The organism is Rhizobium sp. BG4 (assembly GCF_016864575.1).
Classification (GTDB): domain Bacteria; phylum Pseudomonadota; class Alphaproteobacteria; order Rhizobiales; family Rhizobiaceae; genus Rhizobium.
The window spans coordinates 3,405,939-3,423,994 of sequence record NZ_CP044125.1 but is presented as its reverse complement, the minus strand read 5'-3'; the positions used below and the strand labels follow the sequence as shown (position 1 = coordinate 3,423,994).

The window sequence follows — 18,056 nt, the reverse complement described above, 5'->3', positions numbered from 1 at the left end:
TTCAGAAGCTTTCCTTCAGCCACTGGCCCATCCGGGCTATGCGGCTGTTATTTCCCCCAAGCGACAAGAGCAGGCCGCTCTGTGACGCATGTGTTTCCATGTCCGCGACCTGCGGATAGATCATCAGGCCGACCGCCGTCGAAAAGGCCGGTCCCTTGGCTGCCGTCGGCAGGCCGGAGACGCCCATCGGGCGGCCGATACGAACGTTGCGGGCCAGGATCTTGCGGGCCACGTCTGCAAGGCCGGTGAGCTGGCTTGCGCCGCCCGTCAGCACGACGCGCTTGCCGACGATCGGGCTGAAGCCCGAACGCTGAATCCGGTCGCGGATCAATTCCATTGTCTCTTCGATGCGCGCACCGACGATGCGCGAAACGAGCGCACGCGGAACCTGCGTCGGCAGATCGCGCTCGTCTTCGCCGATCGGCGGGATCGAGATCAGTTCGCGCTCGTCGGAAGAATTCGACATCGCCGAAGCGTGAACGACCTTCAGGCGCTCGGCATCTTCGATACGGGTCGAGAGACCGCGTGCGAGGTCGGTGGTGACGTGATGGCCGCCCAGACCGACAGCGTCGGTGTGAACCAGCTTGCCTTCGGCAAAGACCGAGATCGTCGTCGTGCCGCCGCCCATGTCGATGGCCGCGCAGCCGAGCTCGACTTCGTCGTCGACGAGGGCCGCCAGACCGGAAGCGTAAGGCGTCGCAACGATGCCTTCGACCGAGAGATGCGCGCGGTTGACGCTGAGCTCGAGATTCTTGAGGGCGGCGCGCTCCGCGGTGACGACATGCATGTCGACACCGAGCATGTCACCGTACATGGACAAGGGGTCGCGAATGCCGCGCTCGCCGTCCAGCGAGAAGCCGGTTGCGAGCGAGTGAAGCACGGCGCGGTCCTGGCGCAGCGACTGCTGGCAGGCTGCGGCGAGAACCTTCTTGAGGTCGTTGAGTTCGACTTCCTGGCCGCCGAGATCGATCGTCGCCGTATAGACGTCGCTGCCGAGACGGCCGGCCGTCAGGTTGACGATCAGGCTTTCGACCGTGAGACCGGCCATGCGCTCTGCGGCATCGACGGCGAGACGGATGACGCTCTCGAGCGCGTCGAGATCGGCGATCACGCCGGTCTTGATACCGCGGGAGCGCTGATGGCCGATACCGATGATCTCGATGTCGTGCGTACGGCCCGGGAGGATTTCGCTCTCCTCGCGCGGCGTCAGCCGGCCGATCATGCAGACGACTTTCGTCGATCCGATGTCGAGCACCGAAACGATGTGCGACCGCTTAGACGAAAGCGGCTTCAGGCGCGGCAATCCAAAGTGGGATGAACCGAACAAGCTCATATATTCTGCCCCGCCTTCTTCAAATCCTTGGTCCGTTGATCGAGCACCACCTGACGCCGGGCCATCGCCTCGGGGGTGAGCTGGATTGCGGTCCGGTCTGCCAATCGGAGATCGACGGCTGCGATGTCGCGCGCCAGAAGATCCTGTTCCTTGTCGAGCTTCGAAAGTGTCGCCAGCGCCTGGTCGACATCGTCGGCCGGCAGCTTCACCACGACACCATTGTCGAGATGCAGATCCCAGCGGCGGCTGGAGACCCAGACGTAAGCCTTCACGCGGGCCTTGATATCCGGCCAGTTGGCGAATTCGCCCTCAAGCGCGGCTGCCGCCGTCTCGGCATCGCGGCCGACGACGAGCGGGAGGTTGGAAAACTTGTTGTCGCGAAGCGGCGCGATGACCGAACCGTTGCGCTCGATCAGCGAAAGCTCCTGGCCGTGCTGCCAGATCGCATAGGCCTGACGCTCCTTGAGCTTCACTTCGATCGTCTTCGGATAGACCTTGCGAACCTCGGCGCTTTCCACCCAGGGAAGCTTGGCGATCTTCTGGCGGGCTGCATCGACGTCGAGAGCAACGAGCGACGTCGTGCCGTCGAGGCCGAGAAGCTCGAGGATTTCGATTTCGGAAGTCGCCGTATTGCCGGAGACCTTCACGTCTTCGATAGCAAAGCCGGCAGCCGTCGTCGTCGCCTGAGCAACCGCTTCCGTGTGACCGCCGAGCGACATACCGTAGAGGCCGGTCGCAGCAAGAAAGGCCAGAGCCGAAACGGTACCGGCATGCGCGGGAATGTAGATGCGCCCGGTTCCGAGACTGACAAGGAAGCGCACAACGCGGCGCAGCGGACGCGGCAGCACCATGCGGCTATCACCTTCCGGGAAGGCGATGTCGTCCTGGCGACTCGGGCGCCCTATCCTTTTAACTGTCACCGAGAACAAGAAGCGTCCTCCACCATCCAGCGCAGAAACTCACCAAAGGAATAACCGGCATGACCGGCCATTTCGGGCACCAGAGAGGTTGGAGTCATTCCCGGCTGAGTATTGACCTCGAGCCAGATGATTTCGCCATCTTCGGAGAAGCGATCGTCGTAGCGAAAGTCGGACCTGCTAACGCCACGGCAACCAATTGCTTGATGCGCCCTTAGTGCCAATGATTGTATTTTTTGGTAAATTTTCGGTGAAATTTTTGCCGGAATGACATGTTTCGAACCGCCCGCGGCGTACTTCGCATCATAGTCATAAAAGTTGTGGCCAAGCGGCACCACCTCGGTAACCCCAAGCGCCACATCACCCATCACGCCACACGTCAGCTCGCGGCCGTGAACGTAGCGCTCGACCAGAACCTCTTCGCCATAGCGCCACTCGGGAGAGCTAATGACCTGCGGCGGATGCGACTGATCTTCCTGAACGATCAGCACGCCGAAGCTCGAACCTTCACGAACCGGCTTCACGACATAAGGCGGCATCATCGGATGCTCGGCCGGAAAGGCGAAGCGATTGATGACTTCGGACTGCGCGACCGGAATGCCGGCAGCCGCAGCAACGCCCTTGGCCTTCCCCTTGTCCATGGCGAGCGCCGAGGCGAGCACGCCGGAATGCGTGTAGGGAATTTCGAGATATTCGAGAATACCCTGGATCGTCCCGTCTTCGCCGAACGGCCCATGCAGGGCGTTGAAGGCAACATCGGGACGAAGGGCCGAAAGCTTGGCGGAAACGTCGCGGTCGACATCGATTGTCGTGACCTGGAAGCCTTCAGCCTCGAGAGCCTCAGCGCATGCCTTCCCCGAAGACAGGCTCACAGGCCTCTCCGAAGAAAATCCGCCCATCAGGACAGCGACATGCTTGCGACTCATACTTACCCCCAAAATAACTTCCGGCATGAATTTCGACGCTTGCGCGAGGCTTTCGCAGTCGAATCTCAGCCCTTCAGACTTGAAGGCAATCAAACACTAATATGGTTAATGAACCGTTTACTTTTGTTAACGGACGTCATTTATGAGACATTCTTGAATCGGATCATGAAGCTGAAACAGCCGAAATAGCCTCGCTTTATCATAGGCTTAAGATTCAGCCTTGAATCAACTCCGCAGCCGCCGGCACCGTCCGCCACCGCTGTCACAATCGCCGGACAGAACGCGCGTAGCGATGGAATCGAGGAGAATCGGAAAGCCAAAGAAAAGCCCGGCGATTTTGTGGCTTTCTTGCGTCTTTGGCGTTTGCGCCGACTTAAAATTGCGTTAAGACCCGCTTGCCTCCCAAGGCAAACAGCAATCCTGATTGGAATGACAATGTCTGACGCGATGTCACCCGTATCGCCGACCCCCTCCTCTTCGAACAGTGCGCAAGTCAATTCGCCGGCGCGTGTTCTGATCGCGAGCCTCGTCGGCACCACCATCGAATTCTTCGACTTCTACGTCTATGCGACGGCCGCCGTGCTGGTCTTCCCGCATCTCTTCTTCCCGACGAGTGATCCGGCGTCCGCACAGCTTCAGTCCTTCGCCACCTTCTCGATCGCCTTCTTCGCGCGCCCGCTCGGCGGCATCCTTTTCGGCCATTTCGGCGACCGTATCGGCCGCAAGGCGACGCTCGTCGCCGCGCTGATGACCATGGGCCTGTCGACAGTGGCGATCGGCATGCTGCCGGGCTACGACTCGATCGGCATCGTGGCGCCCCTGCTCCTGGCATTGTGCCGCTTTGGCCAGGGCCTCGGCCTCGGCGGTGAATGGGGCGGTGCCGTCCTGCTCGCCACTGAAAACGCCCCTCCCGGCAAGCGCAGCTGGTACGCCATGTTCCCGCAGCTCGGCGCGCCGATCGGCTTCATCCTCTCGTCCGGATTCTTCCTGATCCTGACGGAAACGATGACCAACGAGGACTTCCTGGCCTTCGGCTGGCGCATTCCCTTCGTCGCCAGCCTCGCGCTCGTCGCCGTCGGTCTTTATGTCCGCCTGAAGATCGCCGAAACGCCGGAGTTCCAGAAGGCCGTCGAGAAGCACGAGCGCGTTGCCGTTCCGGTCGCCGTCGTCTTCACCAAGCACTTCCGCAGCCTGGTTCTCGGCACCTTCATCGCCGTCGCCACCTTCGTTCTGTTCTACCTGATGACGGTCTTCACACTGTCCTGGGGCACGTCGAAGCTCGGCTACTCGCGTGAGCAGTTCCTGGTCGTCCAGCTCGTCGGCGTTGTGTTCTTCGGCCTGACGATCCCGCTCTCCGGCCTGCTTTCCGACCGCTACTCGCGCCGCCTGATCCTGATCCTGGTTACGATCGGCATCGCGATCTTCGGCTTCTTCTACGCCTCGCTGCTGACCGCAGGCCTGACCGGCGCCTTCCTGTGCTCGATCATCGGCCTCGCGCTGATGGGCTTCACCTATGGTCCGATCGGCGCTGCACTTGCGGCCCCCTTCCCGACCACGGTGCGCTATACCGGCGCCTCGATGACCTTCAACCTCGGCGGCATCTTCGGCGCCTCGCTGGCACCCAACATCGCCAGCTGGCTGGCGACGCATTACGATCTCTCCTATGTCGGCTACTATCTTTCCGGCGCAGCAGTGATCTCGCTGGTCTGCATCCTGCTGTCCGGCCGCGAAGAAGTCTAAACGCTTCAAAAGCCCAATCGATGAGAGGCCGCGGTGGCAACACCGCGGCCTTTTCGATTCTTGTCTGTTAACATCTGCCCCCTACTCTCTCTTCAAAAGCAGGAGAGAGGACGATCATGCTGACGAGACGGTCACTGCTGACACAGGGTATGGGCGCAGGCTTTGCGCTATCGATGCCGCGCCTGTCGCGCGCCGCCGTCCCCGATGTCAACGTCACCTTCCTCGTCATCAACGACGTCCATGCCTGCCGCATCGGCGATGGCCTCAGCCCCAATTGCCAGCAGGAAGGCAAGACCGACGCCAACCTGCTGCGCCACATCCTGGCGCTCAACAACATCCACCATCAGACATGGCCCGAAGAGATCGCCGGCAAGCCGAGCGGCCTCAGCGTCGCCGGCAAGGAGATCGCCCGCCCGCAGGGGATCATCGTCTGCGGCGACGTCACCGACGATGGCGGCGGCCAGACGGCGGAATTCGCCGAGGGTTCGCAGCTTCTGCAGTTCTCGCACCGCTACCAGCAGGGCCGCGGCTCCGACCACGTCCATTTCCCCGTCTATGTCGGCCTCGGCAATCACGACCTCGATCAGGATGGCCGCCCGCCGCAGGTCGACTGGTATCGCGACGAGCTGCGCGACTACGTGCAGATGAACCACAAGCCGAGCGTCTTCTTCAAACCGGCCGTCCCCGTCGACAACTACGACGAGGCGTCGGACAATTACTCCTGGAACTGGGGCGGCCTGCATCTGATCCAGGCGCAGCGCTATGGCGGCGATAACAGCAAGGGCACGGCAAGCAGCCTCGACTGGATCAAGCAGGATCTGAAGACCTACGCATCCGACGGCAGGCCCGTCGTCATCTTCCAGCACTACGGCTGGGATCATTTCTCCACCGAGCGCTGGGACCCGGCCAAGAGCACCTTCGACGACAACGGCACCGGAACGCCGCATTGGTGGGATGAATCAGAACGTCAGGATCTGCTCGCAAGCCTCAGCGGGTACAACGTAATCGGCATTTTCCACGGCCACGAACACGACACGCCGATGGCCTACAAGGTCAACGGCATCGACATCTTCAAGGCCAAGGCCGCCTTCATGGGCGGCTTCACGCTGGTGCGCGTCAGCAACGACCGGATGGACGTGGCGATCGGCGAAGCCGCAGACGACAAAGGCGGCGTCCGTTTCGACACCGCCTTCAGCAAAGCCCTCAGATTGTAAAAGCCAGCCTTATTCGCTGGTCACGCCCTGGAACGGACGCACTTCGCGCCCTGGCATGAACACGCCGAAACGCTTGATTTCCCATTCGAGCTTGATGCCGGAATTCTCGAAGACTTCGCGGCGAACCTGTTCACCGAGATATTCGAGATCGTAACCGGTCGCCTGCCCCATGTTGATCATGAAGTTGCAGTGAAGCGACGACATCTGCGCGCCGCCGATGACGAGACCGCGGCAGCCCGCTTCGTCGATCAGCTTCCAGGCCGAATGACCCTCGGGGTTCTTGAAGGTCGAGCCACCGGTCTTCTCGCGGATCGGCTGAACGGTCTCGCGATGGTTGCGCACGGCATCCATGTCGGCGCGGATCTTGGCGCGGTCCTCGGCATAGCCTTCGAACAGTACCGACGTGAAGATCAGGTCCTTGGCAGCCGAGGAATGGCGGTAGGAATAGCCCATGTCCGCATTCGAGAGTACGTGCTTGTTGCCCTTGCGGTCGATCGCCGTCAGCTCGATCAAGCGCTCGCGCGTCTCGCCGCCATTGGCGCCGGCATTCATGCGCGCCGCGCCGCCGATGCTGCCCGGGATGCCGTAGTAGAAATGGAAACCGCCGATGCCGTTATCCATCGCCATCGCCGCGACATGCTTGTCGGGGCAGATCGCGCCGGCACGGATGCGGTTCTCACCGGCAAGCTCCAGCCCGCCAAAACCCTTGGCGGACAGGCGCAGAACGACGCCCGGAATGCCGCCGTCGCGCACTAGAAGGTTCGAGCCGACGCCGACCACGGTCAGCGGCACCTCTTCCGGCAGCAGCTTCATGAAGGCGACCAGATCGTCCTCGTCATGCGGCTGGAACATCAGCTCGGCGAGACCGCCGGCACGGAACCAGGTGACGCGATCCATGGGGGCATCCGGCGTGATACGACCGCGGATATCCTTGACGCCTTCTCCCAGAGACTCGAGAAGCTTTTCCCCATTGACCTGTTTCATGCAGACTTTCCCGAAAGGCCTTCCAATTGCTTCGGCAGTGCAGCTGCCCAATAAGTGATACTCCCAGCCCCCAAGAGAACCACGAAATCACCCGGCTTTGCAATCTCTGCAACCAGCTCAGGTAGTACGTCTTGTGACGGAAGGAACCGCGCGTCGCGATGGCCGCCCGCCTTGATGCGCGAGACCAGCGCTTCGGAATCGACACCCTCGATCGGCTCTTCACCCGCGGCATAGACGGGAGCAAGGAAGATGCTGTCGGCATCGTTGAAGCAGTTCGAGAACTCCTCGAACAGGCTCGACAGGCGCGTATAGCGATGCGGCTGGTGGACGGCGATGACGCGGCCCTTGCAGGCCTCGCGCGCGGCGCGCAGCACGGCCTTGATCTCGACCGGATGGTGACCGTAATCGTCGAACACCTGTACGCCGTTCCATTCGCCGGTCAGCGTGAAGCGCCGCTTGACGCCACCGAAGGACGCGAGGCCCTTGGCGATGTCCTCGTTGGAAATGCCAAGGCGGTTGGCGACGGCGATCGCCGCCGTGGCGTTGGCGATATTGTGACGGCCGGGCATCGGCATCACGAGATTGTCGAGCTTGAACACCTTGCCGGTACGGCGGCGGCGGATCTCGACGTCGAAGATCGAGCGCGCGCCGTCGATGCGGACATTCATGAAGCGCACGTCGGCCTGCGGGTTTTCGCCGTAGGTGACGACCTTGCGGTCCTCGATGCGGCTGACCAGCGCCTGCACTTCAGGGTGATCGAGGCACATGACGCCGAAGCCGTAGAACGGCACGTTCTCGACGAACTGGCGGAAGGCCGCGCGCACGGCATCGAAATTGCCGTAATGGTCGAGATGTTCGGGGTCGATATTGGTAACGACGGCAACGTCGGCCGGCAGCTTCAGGAAGGTGCCGTCGGATTCGTCGGCTTCGACCACCATCCACTCGCCTTCGCCCATGCGGGCGTTGGTGCCGTAGGCATTGATGATGCCGCCGTTGATGACCGTCGGATCGAGACCACCGGCTTCGAGCAGCGTCGCCACCAGCGAGGTGGTCGTCGTCTTGCCATGCGTACCGCCGATGGCGATCGCATTGCGGAAGCGCATCAGCTCGGCCAGCATTTCCGCACGGCGAACGACCGGCAGCAGCTTTTCGCGCGCCGCGATCAGTTCCGGATTGGTCTTCTTGATCGCCGTCGAAACGACCACAACTTCGGCATCGCCGAGGTTCTCAGCCTTGTGGCCGACGAAGACTTCGATGCCCTTTTCGCGCAGGCGCTGAACGTTCGCACTGTCGGACTGATCGGATCCCTGAACCTTGTGGCCGAGATTATGCAGCACTTCGGCAATGCCGCTCATGCCGATGCCGCCGATGCCGATGAAATGGACGAGGCCTATGGCCTTCGGCAGTTTCATGACTGTGCCCCCTTGAACTCTGCAATTGTACGTCCGGCGGCAATAGCCTCAACCATGCCCGCAAGCAAGTTCGCAGCGTCCGGTTTCCCGGCCTGCTTTGCCGCCGCCGCCATCCGCGCCAGCTTTTCCGGGTCGTTCATCGCATGCGTCAGGATCGAGGCGATCTTCTCGGACGACAGTTCGGCCTGGACGATGACCTTGGCGCCGCCGGTCGCGGCAAGCGCTGCGGCATTCGCCGCCTGGTCATGATCCAGAGCATGCGGATAAGGCACGAGTACGGCCGGGCGGCCGATGACGGAGATTTCCGACACGGTCGACGCACCCGAGCGGCAGATCACCAGATGCGCTTTCGCGAGGCGTTCGGCCATGTCGGTGAAGAACGGCGCGATATCGGCGCCCATCTTCAGCTGCGCGACGCAGCCGCCAACCATCTCCATGTCCTCGGGCCGCACCTGCTGGGTGATCCGCAGCCGCGCACGCAGGTCATCGTCGAGCAGGCTGATCGCCGTCGGCATCGCCTTGGAGAAATACTGAGCGCCCTGGCTGCCGCCGAAGACGACGAGATTGAAGGGCTCGCCCGGATGCGACGGGGTGTATGGAACCTTCGCCGCCTCGATGATCGCGGGGCGGACCGGATTGCCCGTCGTCACCGTCTTCTCGGGATAGGCACCGCCATTCTCGGGCAGGAAGCCGCCGGCGATCGCCTGGACGCGAGCGGCCAGCGCCTTGTTGGCGCGGCCCATCACGGCGTTCTGCTCGTGGATCATCGCGGGCACGCCGAGACGCGTTGCGGCCAGCAGCGGCGGCACCGTCGGATAGCCGCCGAAGCCGACGACGACGGCGGGCTTCACGCGCTGGATCAGCTTCTTGGCCGCGCGCATGCCGCTCCATAGCGTCCACAGCGAACGGGCGACCGCGATCGGGTTCTTCGAACCGATCGTCGCCGACGGCACGACATGGATCTGCTCGGCCGGGAATTTCCCGGCATAGCGCTCGGCGCGGCTGTCGGTGACCAGATGAACGGAATAACCGCGGGCCTTCAGCTCGTAAGCCAGGGCTTCCGCGGGAAAGACGTGGCCGCCGGTTCCCCCGGCGGCAAGAAGGACGATGCCTTTACTCATATTCTTACTCCGCCGGCATTCCGTGCGGCACGCGGAAGAGGCTCCGGTCCTGCGCACGTTTTTCCGGGCGATGGCGCGTCAGCGCGAGAATGAAACCGGCGGTCACGCAGATCGCGACCATGGACGAGCCGCCGTAGGAAATCAGCGGCAGCGTCATGCCCTTTGCCGGAAGCAATTCGAGATTGACGCCGATATTGATGATCGACTGGATGCCCATCTGCAGCACGAGGCCGGCGACGGCAAACCGGTTGAAATCGTTCTTCTCCTTATATGCGTGCGACAGCCCCCTCAAAACAAGGACCGTGAACAGCGCAACGAGGGCGATGCAGAAGATGATGCCGAACTCCTCGGCGGCGACCGAGAAGATGAAGTCGGTGTGAGCATCCGGGATGATGCGCTTGACGATGCCCTCGCCCGGACCCTGGCCGAACCAGTCGCCGCGGATGATCGCTTCGCGGGCGGTATCGATCTGGAACGTGTCGCCCTCACCGGTCATGAACTTGTCTATTCGTCCGGCAACGTGCGGGAAGACGTAATAGGCCGAGACGAGACCACCGGCACCGCCGACGCCGAGCACGATGATCCAGAGCCAGGGCATCCCGGCCATGAAGAACATGCCCCCCCAGACCGCGGTCGTCAGGATCGTCTGGCCAAGGTCAGGCTGGGCGACGAGAAGTGCCGCGACCATGCCGAACAGAATGATGGCGAAGAGGTTGCCCGGAATTTCCGGCTGGCGCGCATGCTCGGCAAACAGCCAGGCGCAGACGACGACGAAAGCCGGCTTCATGAATTCCGACGGCTGGATGGAGATGCCGGCGAGCGTTACCCAGCGCCTCGAGCCCTTGACCTCGACGCCGAAGAACAGCGCCAGAAGCATCATCGCCAGCGCGACGATCAACAGCAGGATGGCGGTGCGGCGCACCTGCCGCGGCGTCAGGAACGACAGCCCGATCATCACCATCAGCGACGGGATCATGAAGGCCGCGTGGCGCTTGACGAAGTGAAAGGGCTCGAGCCCGATGCGCTCGGCAACCGCGGGCGACGCGGCGAAGGACAACATGAAGCCGATGCCCATCAGGAAGACGAACATCGCCAGGAAAAAGCGGTCGATGGTCCAAAACCAATCGGCCAGAGGCCCACGTTCCGCGCGGCTTACCATGTCATTTATCTCCTGTTGCCGAACCGATCAGCATGGTGATTCCGTCGAGCGCTGCCACATGGCTGACAAATGCATCGCCCCTGACTTCGAAGTTCTTATATTGGTCGAAGCTTGCGCAAGCCGGGGATAGCATCACCGCGACAGGGCCAGTTTCATCTTTTTCCGCATCGGCAGCCGCATGCGCGACGGCGCGCTCCAGCGTGCCGGAGATCTCGTAGGGCACCGCCTCGCCGAGCGTCGCGGCAAATTCCGCCGCCGCCTCGCCGATCAGATAGGCCTTGGCGATCCGCGGGAAGAACGGCGCGAGCGTCGTGATGCCACCGGCCTTCGGCAGGCCGCCGGCGATCCAGTAGATGCGGTCGTAGCTCGACAGCGCCGGTGCTGCCGCATCGGCGTTGGTCGCCTTCGAATCGTTGACGAAGACGGCGTGGCCGCGCCTGCCGACCGGCTGCATGCGATGCTTCAGGCCCGGGAAGGACGCGAGCCCCGCCCTGATCTCATCGGCGCTGACGCCGACTGCAAGGCAGGCCGCAACGGCCGCCGCCGCATTCTGCGCATTATGGCTGCCGCGCAGCGTCTGGATGCCATCGAGATCGGCAAGCGGCAGCGCCGCGCCACCGGAGGCTTGAATGAGGCGCGTGCCTTCAGCGTAGATACCGTCGGCCAGCGGCTGTCGGCGCGAGATGCGGACAACCTTGGTCCCGGCACGCTCGACGCGGTCGGCGATCATTTCGCAATAGCTGTCATCGACGCCGACGATCGCCGTATCGCTTCCGGCGACCAGCCGTTCCTTGACGTCAGCGTAATGCTGCATCGTGCCGTGACGATCGAGGTGATCGGGCGTCAGGTTGAGAAGGATGCCCGCCGACGGATTGAGCGTCGGCGCGAGATCGATCTGGTAGGACGAGCATTCGACCACATAGAAGCGCTGCGCCTTCGGCGGATCGAGCGTCAGGACGGCGGTGCCGATATTGCCGCCGAGCTGCGTATCCCTGCCTGACGATTTCAGGATATGGGCGATCAGCGCCGTCGTGGTCGACTTGCCGTTGGTGCCGGTGATGGCGATGAACGGGCTGTCAGGCGCATGGGCGCGACGCTCGCGCACGAAGAGTTCGACATCGCCGACGATATCGACACCGGCGGCACGCGCCAGATCGACGGTCCAATGCGGCTTCGGATGGGTAAGCGGCACACCCGGAGACAGCACGAAGAGCGACTGCGCCGCCCAATCGATGCCGTGAAGATCGGCCGTCGCAATGCCTTCGGCACCGGCCTTGGCGACACTATCAGGGTTGTCGTCCCAGGCTGTAACCTCTGCGCCCCCGGCCACCAGCGCCCGGGCCGTTGCAAGGCCGGAACCGCCGAGCCCGAAAAGCGCGACCTTCTTACCAGCAAGTGTCGTGACCGGAATCATCGCCCGCTCACCGCAGCTTCAGGGTGGAAAGGCCGAGCATCGCGAGGCCGACGGCGACGATCCAGAAGCGGATGACCACCTGACTTTCCGTCCAGCCCTTCTTTTCGAAATGATGGTGGATCGGCGCCATCAGGAAGACGCGGCGGCCGGTCATCTTGAAGAAACCGACCTGAATGATGACCGAGAGCGTTTCCATCACGAACAGGCCGCCGATGATCGCCATGACGATCTCATGCTTGGTGGCGACGGCAACGGTGCCGATCGTACCGCCGAGCGCCAGCGAACCGGTATCGCCCATGAAGATTGCCGCGGGCGGCGCATTGAACCAGAGGAAGCCGAGACCGGCGCCGATGACGGCGCCGAGAACGACGGCAAGCTCGCCGGTGCCGGGCACGAAATTGATCTGCAGATAGCCCGCGAACACCGCGTTACCGGCGAGGTAAGAGATAATGCCGAAGGAGGCCGCGGCGATCATCACCGGCACGATCGCCAGACCGTCGAGACCGTCTGTCAGGTTCACGGCATTGCCGGCCGCGACGATGACGAAGCCGCCGAAGACCACGAACATGATACCGAGATTGATCAGGAAGTCCTTGAAGAAGGGGAAGGCAACCGACGAGCCGAAGGTCGAGCCGGCAGGACCTGAGGCCAGCGACGTGCGCATCATGAAATAGACCGCGATGCCGGCGATGATGAACTCGATGCCGAGGCGCGCCTTGCCGGAAAAGCCCTTGTCGCTCTGCTTCGTCACCTTGAGATAGTCGTCATAGAAGCCGATCGCGCCGAAACCGAGCGTCACCAGCAGGGTTGCGACGACATAGACGTTCGAGAGGTCAGCCCAGAGCAGCGATGCTCCGACGATACCGGCGAGGATCATCAGGCCGCCCATGGTTGGCGTGCCGGCCTTTTTGAAATGCGTCTGCGGACCATCGGCGCGGATCGGCTGACCCTTGCCCTGGCGGATGCGCAGCGAGCGGATGATCATCGGTCCGAACAGGAAGACGATCAGTGCGGAAGTGAAGAGAGAGGCGCCTGTGCGGAAGGTAATGTATCTGAACAGGTTCAGAAATTTGAAATGTTCCGACAGTTCGACTAGCCAAATCAGCATTCAAGGCCCCTTGTTTACCCGGTCAAATCTCGCGCTGCGTGTCCGCAAATGGCGCAAACTTGTCAAGGAGCGCGGCAACGATCTTGCCGAAACCAATCCCCAATGACGATTTGACCATCAAGACATCGCCCGGCTCGACCGAGTTCAGTACAAAATCTTTGAGTTCTTCCGTCGTCTCGCGGTACTCGACGGCAACGCTGTCGGGGAGCGAATCCCTCAGCGCCTGCATGTCCTTGCCTGCGAGCCAGACGTGTTCGATACCAGCCGCAAGCAGCGGACCGGCGAGATCGGAATGCACGCGCTCGGCAAATTCGCCCATCTCCAGCATGTCGCCGAGAATGGCGATGCGGCGGCCGTAGCCCTGCGGGACGGCGGCGGCGAGCAGCGCGATCGCCGCGCGCATCGAGGCCGGATTGGCATTGTAGCTCTCGTCGATGACGGTCAAGGTGCCGGCGCCGAGCCTCAGTTTGTGGCGCTTGCCCCTGCCCTTTTCGGGCTGCAGCGTCGCCAGCGCATCGATCGCCTTGTCGAGATCGGCACCGACGAGCGTCACGACGCCGAGTGCGGCAAGCGCGTTCTCGGCGATATGGCGGCCGGGCGCGCCGATCGCCACTTCAAACGTATCCCCATCGATCGTCAGCCACAGCGCCGAGCTCTCGTCGGAACCGTTGAATTCGGCAAGACGGAATTCCGCCTTGGCATGCTGGCCGAAGGAATGGATGTTGGTGATACCGAGCGCCTGGGCGGTGCGGTCGAGGAAATTATACTGGTCGTTGTCGCGGTTCAGCACGACACGGCCGCCGGGCGTCAAGCCTTCGAAGATCTCGGCCTTGGCGGCAGCGATTTCCTTGATGCTCTTGAAGTTGCCGAGATGGGCCGGTGCGATCGTGGTGATGACGGCGACATGCGGGCGGATCATCTGCACCAGCGGACGGATTTCGCCCGGGTGATTCATGCCGACTTCGAAGACGCCGTAATGCGTATCGAGCGGCATGCGCGCCAAAGTCAGCGGCACGCCCCAGTGATTGTTGAAGGATGCGACCGACGCATGCACCTTGCCGGATGGCGAAAGCACATGGCGCAGCATCTCCTTGGTGGTCGTCTTGCCGACAGAACCGGTCACCGCGATGATCTGCGCCCGCGAGCGCTGGCGCGAGGCGATCGCCAGGCGTCCAAGCGCATCCAGCACATCGTCGACGACGATCATCGGCACGGTCAGCCGGCCGAGACCCGCAAGCCGCGCTTCACTGACGACGAGCAGCGACGCCCCGTTGGCCATCGCCATCGAGGCATAGTCGTGACCATCGACGCGATCACCCTTGATGGCGAAGAAGGCTTCGCCCGGCCCGATCGAGCGGCTGTCGATGGAAATGCCGGTGATCCCCTGCGGCAGCGTGCCGAAGGGGCGTCCCGCCATCGCGGTGATCATGTCTTCCGTGGTCCAAAGCCAGTTCAAGGTTTCAGCTCCTCCAAGGCCTCACGCACTTCGGCGTGATCCGAGAAAGGCAGCGTCACACTCCCGATGGTCTGCCCTTCTTCATGTCCCTTGCCGGCGACAATCAGCGTGTCGCCCGACTTCAGCATTGCGACGGCCTTGCTGATCGCCAGCGACCGGTCCGCGATTTCGGTGGCGCAGGTCGCAGCCGCCATGATCTCGGCACGGATCGTCGCCGGATCTTCCGAGCGCGGATTGTCGTCGGTGACGATGACCACGTCGGCCAGACGGCAGGCGATCTCGCCCATGATCGGGCGTTTGCCCTTGTCGCGGTCGCCGCCGCAGCCGAAGACCACGACGACACGGCCGGTGGTGAACGGGCGGACGGAATTCAGGACGTTCTCAAGCGCATCCGGCTTGTGGGCATAATCGACGTAAGCGAGCGCGCCATCCTGGGTGTGGCCGACCAGCTCGAGGCGGCCGGAAGCACCCTGCAGCTTTTCGAGCGCGGCCATCGCCACCTTGGCCGGAACGCCTGTCGACATCGCAAGCCCTGCGGCAACCAGCGCATTGGCGATCTGGAAATCGCCGGCGAGCGGAATATCGACCTCGAAAATCTCGTCGCCGACATGCACTTCGGCCACCTGCTTGTGGCGGAAATGCTCGACGCGCTTCAATGTCAGGTAATCGCCCTTGCGGCCGACTGTGCGGACATCGTGACCGGCCTTGGTGGCCGCTTCGATGGCCTGCGGCGACCATGGGTCGTCGGCAAAGATGATCGCCGGCGAGCCCTTCGGCAGCAGCGTATCGAAGAGCCGCATCTTGGCGGCCATATAGTCCTCGACCGTCGGATGGTAATCCATGTGATCGCGGCCGAGATTGGTGAATGCGGCAGCGGCCAGCTTGACGCCATCGAGACGGCTCTGGTCGAGACCGTGGCTTGAGGCTTCCATCGCCGCATGCGTCACGCCCTCATCGGCGAGTTCGGCAAGCAGCTTGTGCAGCGAAACCGGGTCGGGCGTGGTCAGCGAGCCGTAATCGTTGCGGGTCGGCGAAACGACGCCGGTCGTACCGATCATCGCGGCGGGATGCCCGGCATGCGCGTAGATCTGGCGGGTGAAGGAGGCGACCGACGTCTTGCCTGCCGTGCCCGTTACCGCAACCATCGTTGCCGGCTGCCTGCCGTAGAAATTGGCGGCCGCAAGCGACAGGAAGCGGCGCGGATCCTTGACGACGAGAACGGGGATGGAGGCTTCGACCGGCTGAGAGGTGATCGCGACTGCGGCACCGTTCCTGGCGGCGTCAGCGATGAAGCCCGCGCCATCGGCCTTGGTCCCGGCAACGGCGACGAAGGCCATGCCGCGTTCGACCTTGCGGCTGTCGGCTGTCAGGCCTGAGATTTCCAGCCCGCCTGCCGGTCCGTCGAGTTGATCCTTGATTTCCGGAAATGCGCTTCCGGCAATGTCCCGCAGTTTCATCAATGTCTTTTCTCTCTGGCGCCGCTCACCCCACGCGAATCGGCGCCGTATTCATTCAGACTCAATAAGACACCAACAAGGCCGATCCGTCTTCGCCGAATTGCGGTTCGACGCCAAGAATGGGGGCTGCGCGGCGGATAATGTTCTTCACCATCGGCGCAGCCGTGTAAGCGGCAATGTTCTGGCCCTTCTCGCCGTTATGCGGCTCGTCGCAGAAAGTCAGCACCACATAGCGCGGATTGTCGATCGGGAAGGCAGCCAAGAAGGCGTTGAAGTTGAGGTTATGGGCGTAGCGGCCGTTGACGACCTTGTCAGCCGTACCCGTCTTGCCGCCGACATTGAAGCCCGGCACGTCGGCATTGCGGCCCGAACCCTTGAGACCGTTCAGCTTGAAGAGATAGCGGATGCTGTCGCTGGTGCTTTTCTTGACGACGACTTCGGCCGTCTCGTCCGCCTTTTCGCGGGTGCGCGGCAGGAAGGTCGGCTCGATCAGCTTGCCGCCGTTGACGAGAGCAGCACCGGCAACCGCCGTCTGCATCGGCGTCGTCGAAACACCGTGGCCGAAGGAGATCGTGATCGAGTTGATCTTCTTCCAGACCCTCGGCTGGCTCGGCATCTTCACTTCAGGAAGCTCGGTCTTCATCTTCGTCAGCAGGCCGAAGCGCGTCAGGTAATCCTTCTGCATCTCCATACCGACGATATCGATCATCTTCGCGGTACCGATGTTCGACGAATATTCGAAGATTTCGGGAACCGTCAGCCAGCGGCGCTGACCGTGGAAGTCGTTGATGGTGAAGCCGCCGATGCGGATCGGGCGGCTGGCATCGAAGCTGTCGTTGATGCTGACCTTGCCGCTGTCGAGCGCCATGGCGGTCGAGAAGGTCTTGAAGGTCGAACCCATTTCGAACGTACCGTTCGACATGCGGTTCAGCCAGCCTTCCTTGGCGCCCTCTTCCGGATTGTTCGGGTCGAAGTCAGGCGCCGAAGCCATGCCGAGCACTTCGCCGGTATGGATATCGAGCACGACGGCACCGGCACCCTTGGCTTCGTAATTGGTCACGGCGCTGGTGACGACGTCGCGGACAATGTTCTGGACGCGGATATCGATGGAGAGCTTCACCGGCTCGAGCGGCTGACCGCTGGTCATGCCGACGGAAGCGAGATCGGCCAGACCCTGATCGTCGATATATTTCTCCATGCCGGAGACGCCGCGGTTGTCGATATTGACGTAGCCGAGAATATGCGAGGCGGTCGGGCCACCCGGATAGAAGCGGCGCTTTTCCGGACGGAAGCCGATGCCGGGAATGCCGAGCGCCAGGATCTGGCTCTGCTGCTTCGGCGTCAGCTGGCGGCGCAGCCAGGCGAAATGCGAGCTCTTCACCGAAAGCTTGCGATAGGTGCCCTTGACGTCGAGATCCGGCAGCACGGTCGCCAGCTTCTCGATGGCCTCGTCGGCATCGACGATCTTGTTCGGCTCGGCAAACAGCGACACCGTGCGGATGTCGGTCGCCAGCACTTCGCCGTTGCGGTCGAGAATATCAGGGCGCGAGGCCATCAGCCGGTCGGGCGGCAGGATCGAGGAAACGACCTCAGGATCCTTCATTGCATATTCGACGAGACGGCCGCCGATGACGCCGTAAAGCGCCGTGAAGCCGATGATCAGCAGGCCGACGCGGCTTTTCGCCTGGCCGGACTTCTTCTTGCGCGAACCTTCCAGCGGAAGGCTGCCGGTCGGGCCGCCGAAGCGGTTATAGACGCCGGAGGAGAAATGAGCCTGGCTCTTCAGAACCATGATGCGAGAGAGAAACGACATGC

Annotated in this window: 14 protein-coding genes; 2 read left to right on the top strand and 12 right to left on the bottom strand. The window is 62.5% G+C overall.

Going from position 1 to position 18,056, the window contains the following annotated elements; translation table 11 throughout:
* Nucleotide 1: 1 nt before the first annotated feature.
* The 3 genes from ftsA to F2982_RS17145 are packed head-to-tail and all read right to left on the bottom strand — an operon-like array spanning nt 2 to nt 3,176.
* Nucleotides 2-1,333 (bottom strand): cell division protein FtsA, encoded by a 1,332-nt coding sequence (gene ftsA / locus F2982_RS17155; protein ID WP_112715464.1) that lies wholly within the window; start codon nt 1,331-1,333, stop codon nt 2-4.
* A complete protein-coding gene (locus F2982_RS17150) occupies nt 1,330-2,262 on the bottom strand; it encodes a cell division protein FtsQ/DivIB (protein ID WP_112715466.1) in 933 nt (310 codons plus the stop codon). The genes ftsA and F2982_RS17150 overlap by 4 nt, the downstream gene beginning before the upstream one ends.
* On the bottom strand, nt 2,250-3,176 hold the full coding sequence (locus tag F2982_RS17145; RefSeq protein ID WP_203430105.1) for a D-alanine--D-alanine ligase: 927 nt from the start codon (nt 3,174-3,176) through the stop codon (nt 2,250-2,252). The genes F2982_RS17150 and F2982_RS17145 overlap by 13 nt, the downstream gene beginning before the upstream one ends.
* Nucleotides 3,177-3,611: 435 nt before the next feature.
* Between F2982_RS17145 and F2982_RS17140 the strand changes: the two genes are divergently transcribed.
* Together F2982_RS17140 and F2982_RS17135 are read left to right on the top strand one after the other, a co-directional pair.
* Nucleotides 3,612-4,916 carry an MFS transporter gene (locus F2982_RS17140; protein ID WP_203428545.1) on the top strand — a complete coding sequence of 435 codons (1,305 nt, stop codon included), beginning with the start codon at nt 3,612-3,614 and terminating at the stop codon, nt 4,914-4,916.
* Between the two features lie 116 nt (nt 4,917-5,032).
* Complete coding sequence (locus F2982_RS17135; RefSeq protein WP_203428544.1) at nt 5,033-6,130, top strand: metallophosphoesterase; 1,098 nt, start codon at nt 5,033-5,035, stop codon at nt 6,128-6,130.
* A 9-nt stretch (nt 6,131-6,139) separates the two neighbouring features.
* Here the strand turns inward: F2982_RS17135 and murB are convergent, their stop codons facing one another.
* From murB to F2982_RS17090, 9 genes are all read right to left on the bottom strand, one after another.
* A complete protein-coding gene (murB, locus tag F2982_RS17130; RefSeq protein ID WP_112715474.1) occupies nt 6,140-7,114 on the bottom strand; it encodes a UDP-N-acetylmuramate dehydrogenase in 975 nt (324 codons plus the stop codon).
* Nucleotides 7,111-8,526: a UDP-N-acetylmuramate--L-alanine ligase gene (gene murC, locus F2982_RS17125; RefSeq protein WP_112715476.1), complete on the bottom strand. Its 1,416-nt coding sequence runs from the start codon at nt 8,524-8,526 to the stop codon at nt 7,111-7,113. Before murC ends, murB begins: the two co-directional genes overlap by 4 nt.
* Nucleotides 8,523-9,647: an undecaprenyldiphospho-muramoylpentapeptide beta-N-acetylglucosaminyltransferase gene (gene murG, locus F2982_RS17120; protein ID WP_203428543.1), complete on the bottom strand. Its 1,125-nt coding sequence runs from the start codon at nt 9,645-9,647 to the stop codon at nt 8,523-8,525. Before murG ends, murC begins: the two co-directional genes overlap by 4 nt.
* A gap of 4 nt (nt 9,648-9,651) precedes the next feature.
* Nucleotides 9,652-10,806 carry a putative lipid II flippase FtsW gene (gene ftsW / locus F2982_RS17115; RefSeq protein WP_112715480.1) on the bottom strand — a complete coding sequence of 385 codons (1,155 nt, stop codon included), beginning with the start codon at nt 10,804-10,806 and terminating at the stop codon, nt 9,652-9,654.
* Between the two features lies 1 nt (nt 10,807).
* Nucleotides 10,808-12,220, bottom strand: coding sequence for a UDP-N-acetylmuramoyl-L-alanine--D-glutamate ligase (murD, locus tag F2982_RS17110; RefSeq protein ID WP_203428542.1), 1,413 nt, complete (start codon nt 12,218-12,220; stop codon nt 10,808-10,810).
* Nucleotides 12,221-12,227: 7 nt separating this feature from the next.
* Complete coding sequence (mraY, locus tag F2982_RS17105; RefSeq protein WP_203428541.1) at nt 12,228-13,328, bottom strand: phospho-N-acetylmuramoyl-pentapeptide-transferase; 1,101 nt, start codon at nt 13,326-13,328, stop codon at nt 12,228-12,230.
* Between the two features lie 22 nt (nt 13,329-13,350).
* Nucleotides 13,351-14,784, bottom strand: a complete 1,434-nt coding sequence (locus F2982_RS17100; RefSeq protein WP_203428540.1) for a UDP-N-acetylmuramoylalanyl-D-glutamyl-2,6-diaminopimelate--D-alanyl-D-alanine ligase — start codon at nt 14,782-14,784, stop codon at nt 13,351-13,353.
* The gene (locus F2982_RS17095; protein WP_203428539.1) at nt 14,781-16,241 is read right to left on the bottom strand and encodes a UDP-N-acetylmuramoyl-L-alanyl-D-glutamate--2,6-diaminopimelate ligase; all 1,461 of its coding nucleotides are present in this window, start codon (nt 16,239-16,241) and stop codon (nt 14,781-14,783) included. The genes F2982_RS17100 and F2982_RS17095 overlap by 4 nt, the downstream gene beginning before the upstream one ends.
* Nucleotides 16,242-16,302: 61 nt before the next feature.
* Nucleotides 16,303-18,054 carry a penicillin-binding protein 2 gene (locus tag F2982_RS17090; protein WP_203428538.1) on the bottom strand — a complete coding sequence of 584 codons (1,752 nt, stop codon included), beginning with the start codon at nt 18,052-18,054 and terminating at the stop codon, nt 16,303-16,305.
* Nucleotides 18,055-18,056 lie beyond the last annotated feature (2 nt).

Excerpts from the sequence above, each read along its gene's own strand:
- ftsA (WP_112715464.1), bottom strand. The coding sequence starts at position 1,333 with ATGAGCTTGTTCGGTTCATCCCACTTTGGATTGCCGCGCCTGAAGCCG.
- F2982_RS17145 (WP_203430105.1), bottom strand. The coding sequence starts at position 3,176 with ATGAGTCGCAAGCATGTCGCTGTCCTGATGGGCGGATTTTCTTCGGAG.
- F2982_RS17140 (WP_203428545.1), top strand. The coding sequence starts at position 3,612 with ATGTCTGACGCGATGTCACCCGTATCGCCGACCCCCTCCTCTTCGAAC.
- F2982_RS17135 (WP_203428544.1), top strand. The coding sequence starts at position 5,033 with ATGCTGACGAGACGGTCACTGCTGACACAGGGTATGGGCGCAGGCTTT.
- murB (WP_112715474.1), bottom strand. The coding sequence starts at position 7,114 with ATGAAACAGGTCAATGGGGAAAAGCTTCTCGAGTCTCTGGGAGAAGGC.
- murC (WP_112715476.1), bottom strand. The coding sequence starts at position 8,526 with ATGAAACTGCCGAAGGCCATAGGCCTCGTCCATTTCATCGGCATCGGC.
- murG (WP_203428543.1), bottom strand. The coding sequence starts at position 9,647 with ATGAGTAAAGGCATCGTCCTTCTTGCCGCCGGGGGAACCGGCGGCCAC.
- ftsW (WP_112715480.1), bottom strand. The coding sequence starts at position 10,806 with ATGGTAAGCCGCGCGGAACGTGGGCCTCTGGCCGATTGGTTTTGGACC.
- murD (WP_203428542.1), bottom strand. The coding sequence starts at position 12,220 with ATGATTCCGGTCACGACACTTGCTGGTAAGAAGGTCGCGCTTTTCGGG.
- mraY (WP_203428541.1), bottom strand. The coding sequence starts at position 13,328 with ATGCTGATTTGGCTAGTCGAACTGTCGGAACATTTCAAATTTCTGAAC.
- F2982_RS17095 (WP_203428539.1), bottom strand. The coding sequence starts at position 16,241 with ATGAAACTGCGGGACATTGCCGGAAGCGCATTTCCGGAAATCAAGGAT.
- F2982_RS17090 (WP_203428538.1), bottom strand. The coding sequence starts at position 18,054 with ATGTCGTTTCTCTCTCGCATCATGGTTCTGAAGAGCCAGGCTCATTTC.